This is a genomic window from Ruminococcoides sp., from assembly GCF_057037865.1.
This window is the reverse complement of the sequence record NZ_DBLZMS010000010.1, coordinates 1-3,413: the sequence shown is the minus strand read 5'-3', so window position 1 is coordinate 3,413 and position 3,413 is coordinate 1. Positions and strand designations below refer to the sequence as shown.

The following is a 3,413-nucleotide window of genomic DNA, read 5'->3' as shown; positions in this document are numbered from 1 at the left end:
CTGTTTATTTATATGGCGAATATGGTTTGCCGCTACTGACAAATTTTTGATATAAACAAAGATTGCATCAGAACCTTACTCGGGTATCTGATGCAATTTCTTTATCCGACTGTTTTCTCGAATAGACTGCGGTGGCACACCGCCGACCGTAATTTGCAATTTTACATTTTCAACTTTCAATTAAAAAAGTCCCGTTAGGACAGATATGTTCTCGCCTTTGCAAAACTCTCATCGACTGTCATTAGCACTGCCATACTGCCATAACGGCGTTGAAGTATTCGTCAGAGAGAACCTTTCTCAACTGTTCTCTGCCGAATTCATCGTTCATATATGCATTGCGGATGTTTCCGCCGACCTGCATTTCTTCACCGTTAAAGGTCAAAAACTGCTGTCTGAGTACCGACACGCTGTCCTTTGTTAGCATATCGAGTGTGATTTTTTCTTTAAGTTCCATTTTTCATACCTCCGTTATTTTTATATTTTGTAAATCAAAGAAAAGTTTACCTGCTCATCAGCGACGAAATTATAAGCCTGTTTATTGAGCGGAGTAAACTGCAACCAAGCCGATTTATTTACACTTCCTCTGAACATTCCTCCGTTTTTGCTTATGCCGATATCATGAACAATCACATCCAATTTGTTTGAGAAAGGCATATTGAGCAAAGCTATTGTAGATGTTCCGCCTAAAGATGTTGCGTTCATAATGACGGTGACATTTACAATAACGATATCGCCAATTCTTTCATAAAGGCAAGTTGCAGATTTTATTTTATCAATCTGAGTAGAGTACGGAGTAAGAGTAGCTGTGCCGAGTTCGATATTTGACGAATCGTATTTTGAGCCGATGCTCATATCCATACGGGTTAATCTTTCGTTAAGGGTTTTGTTGTCAGCTTTTGCGTTAAGCAGAATGTCAACCTCATCCGACGAGTAGCTGTCGGCACTATCCCAGTAGTTGTCGGTAAGATACTTGATACTCGGATAATTTTGAGTATAGTCGGTAATATGAGAGGAATCACTTACCTTGTTTGAGTTGTCCTCTTTTTTTGTAATGTCGGACTGTTCAATTAACTTTTTGGTTTTGTCAATTTCAGTCCGACAAAGCTTTGTTTCGTCAAGAAGCTTTTGCGTTTCTTCACGAAGCTTCAGCGTTTCTGAGTTCGGATTAAGGTACTCTTTGTCCTCAATCGGAATACTCTCGTCTGCATAAAGCGTGACGATCTGAGTTTGGAAAACATAGCCGTTTTCGCCTCTGCCTTCAAGCTGAAGTTCAAAATAGCCGTGCATGAAAATGTCGTTTTTTCTGACCTTCCACACAAGTTTTGTGCCTGTTTCATCAATTGCGGTGCTGTCGGGAATTACCGAATTTACACTGCCGTCGGCAAAACGCAGATGAATGAAGTAGTCAACCGTAATGTCGCACATTCCCCGAATTAAAAATTCCTGTGTTTCGGCAAGATTTTCACCCGTGATGCCGACGCAGTTTGCACCGTCAAAAGTTTTTGGTTTTCGTTTGTCATAGATAATCATTGTTACACCTCCACTTAAAGAGGCAAAAACACGAAAAAATGCATTGTTTTATGCAATTTTCAGAAAAATTTTTGAAAATTTTTTAATTTCCCGTCACGAGGGGGAAACGGTTGCAATTGCAATGTTTTGTGATATAATCTAATTTGAATAATTTGAACGAATTGACTTAAACAGAAGAGAAGAAAAACGGTTTGTTCCGTGACGATTAAGAGGACGGAATTGTGTGCCGATGTACAAATTACGACTTTTTTCGTTGCAAACCGTTTGAACGAAGGGGGACGGCAACACGCCGTGATATAAAATGAGAAAATATGTAGAAGTTTTTACTCGTGATCATTTGCCAAAGCTGAGGGATCAGTTGTTATTTTCGGGATTGACGGATCACGAAATTTTTATGTTCATACAATATGCAAAACCGTACTATCTGTCGCTGAACCGTGGCGAAACGGCAAGGGTTGAAAACAAGTTCAGCCATATGACGGGACTTGTGTTTTCGGGAACTGCATACCTTTATTCTGTGGACTACAACGGCAACAAAAGTCTGCTCAAAACAATTCGCAGCGGCGAGTCAAGCGGAACGCTTTACGCAATGTTTGACTACTACAACACGCTTGTTGAGATTATGGCAGGAGAGGACTGCGAAATCCTTTTTATTCCGCCGGAGCCGATGTTTATAACCGAGGATTCGCTTGCTTCGATTCAGCAGAAAATCCTCGTCAATATGCTTGCGTCACAAAGACAGGTGTTTTTGCAGATTTCGGAACACCTTGCCTGTCTTTCAAAGCGAAGTATCAAGGGCAAATTTATGCACCTTCTTCAAATCTATTGCAGGCGTGAGCGTAGCTGTGAGGTTGATCTGCCGTTCTCCCGTGACGAGCTTGCAAACTATCTTGCGGTTGACAGAGCATCACTTTCAAGAGCACTCGGTGAACTGAAAAAAGCAGGAATTATTGAATTTAAAAAGAGCCATTTCAAACTGATTGAAACAGCTGAATATCATTTTGATTAAATAACGGTCGGCAAACGGTGTTCTGTTTCCTTTCACCGCCGACTAAAATATAACGGAGGATAATATTATGAGTTTTGTGGAATTACTGCTGTTCGGCATCGGCTTGTCTATGGATGCATTTGCGGTTTCAATTTGCAAGGGGCTCTCCGTGCGTAAGTTAAGACCTAAACACGCAATTACTGTCGGATTGTGGTTTGGCGGATTTCAGGCACTTATGCCGCTTATCGGTTATCTTCTCGGAAAGCAGTTTGAGTGGCTCATCACAAGCATTGACCATTGGATTGCATTCATCCTGCTTGCACTTATCGGTGCAAATATGATAAGAGAAGCTTTCGGTGAGGAAGAACAGCTTGACGATTCGTTTTCGGTCAAGACAATGCTGCCCCTTGCCGTTGCAACAAGTATTGACGCCCTTGCGGTAGGCGTTTCGTTTGCGTGTATTGATGTTGATATCGTACCTGCAATCGCAATTATAGGCACAACAACATTCATACTTTCGGCTGTCGGCATCAAAATAGGCAATGTATTCGGCGCAAAGTATAAGTCAAAGGCAGAATTTTTAGGCGGTGCAGTATTGATTTTGCTTGGACTCAAGATTTTGCTTGAAGATTTAGGGCTTTTGCCGTTCTGACGAATTTCAAATTGAAAGTTGACGGCGAGCCGCCGTTACCAATTCGAGAAGATAGTATAATATAGAAATCGCATCAGATGCCCGAAAAAGCTCTGATGCGATTTTTTATATAAAAGTCGTTGCTGTTTCGTAGGGCGGATATTTGTGCAGTGTAGTAACATAGTATACAACAGTGCAAAGACATAGTATACAGTTTTATGATAAAATAAATGGCAAGAAAATAGCAAATGAAGGAGCTGTTTT

Annotated in this window: 4 protein-coding genes; 2 read left to right on the top strand and 2 right to left on the bottom strand. The window is 40.9% G+C overall.

The annotated features are described in order from the left end of the window. Positions 1 to 241: 241 nt before the first annotated feature. Together AC2HW8_RS08980 and AC2HW8_RS08975 are read right to left on the bottom strand one after the other, a co-directional pair. A complete protein-coding gene (locus AC2HW8_RS08980; protein ID WP_303693822.1) occupies positions 242 to 454 on the bottom strand; it encodes a hypothetical protein in 213 nt (70 codons plus the stop codon). Positions 455 to 474: 20 nt separating this feature from the next. After that, positions 475 to 1,530 (bottom strand): hypothetical protein, encoded by a 1,056-nt coding sequence (locus AC2HW8_RS08975; protein WP_484327447.1) that lies wholly within the window; start codon positions 1,528 to 1,530, stop codon positions 475 to 477. Between the two features lie 301 nt (positions 1,531 to 1,831). Here AC2HW8_RS08975 and AC2HW8_RS08970 point away from each other — a divergent pair, with 301 nt between their 5' ends. Together AC2HW8_RS08970 and AC2HW8_RS08965 are read left to right on the top strand one after the other, a co-directional pair. Next, on the top strand, positions 1,832 to 2,539 hold the full coding sequence (locus AC2HW8_RS08970) for a Crp/Fnr family transcriptional regulator (RefSeq protein WP_101070181.1): 708 nt from the start codon (positions 1,832 to 1,834) through the stop codon (positions 2,537 to 2,539). 67 nt (positions 2,540 to 2,606) lie between these two features. Continuing rightward, a complete protein-coding gene (locus tag AC2HW8_RS08965; protein WP_101070182.1) occupies positions 2,607 to 3,170 on the top strand; it encodes a manganese efflux pump MntP in 564 nt (187 codons plus the stop codon). Positions 3,171 to 3,413: the final 243 nt, after the last annotated feature.

Excerpts from the sequence above, each read along its gene's own strand:
- AC2HW8_RS08975 (WP_484327447.1), bottom strand. The coding sequence starts at position 1,530 with ATGATTATCTATGACAAACGAAAACCAAAAACTTTTGACGGTGCAAAC.
- AC2HW8_RS08965 (WP_101070182.1), top strand. The coding sequence starts at position 2,607 with ATGAGTTTTGTGGAATTACTGCTGTTCGGCATCGGCTTGTCTATGGAT.
- AC2HW8_RS08970 (WP_101070181.1), top strand. The coding sequence starts at position 1,832 with ATGAGAAAATATGTAGAAGTTTTTACTCGTGATCATTTGCCAAAGCTG.
- AC2HW8_RS08980 (WP_303693822.1), bottom strand. The coding sequence starts at position 454 with ATGGAACTTAAAGAAAAAATCACACTCGATATGCTAACAAAGGACAGC.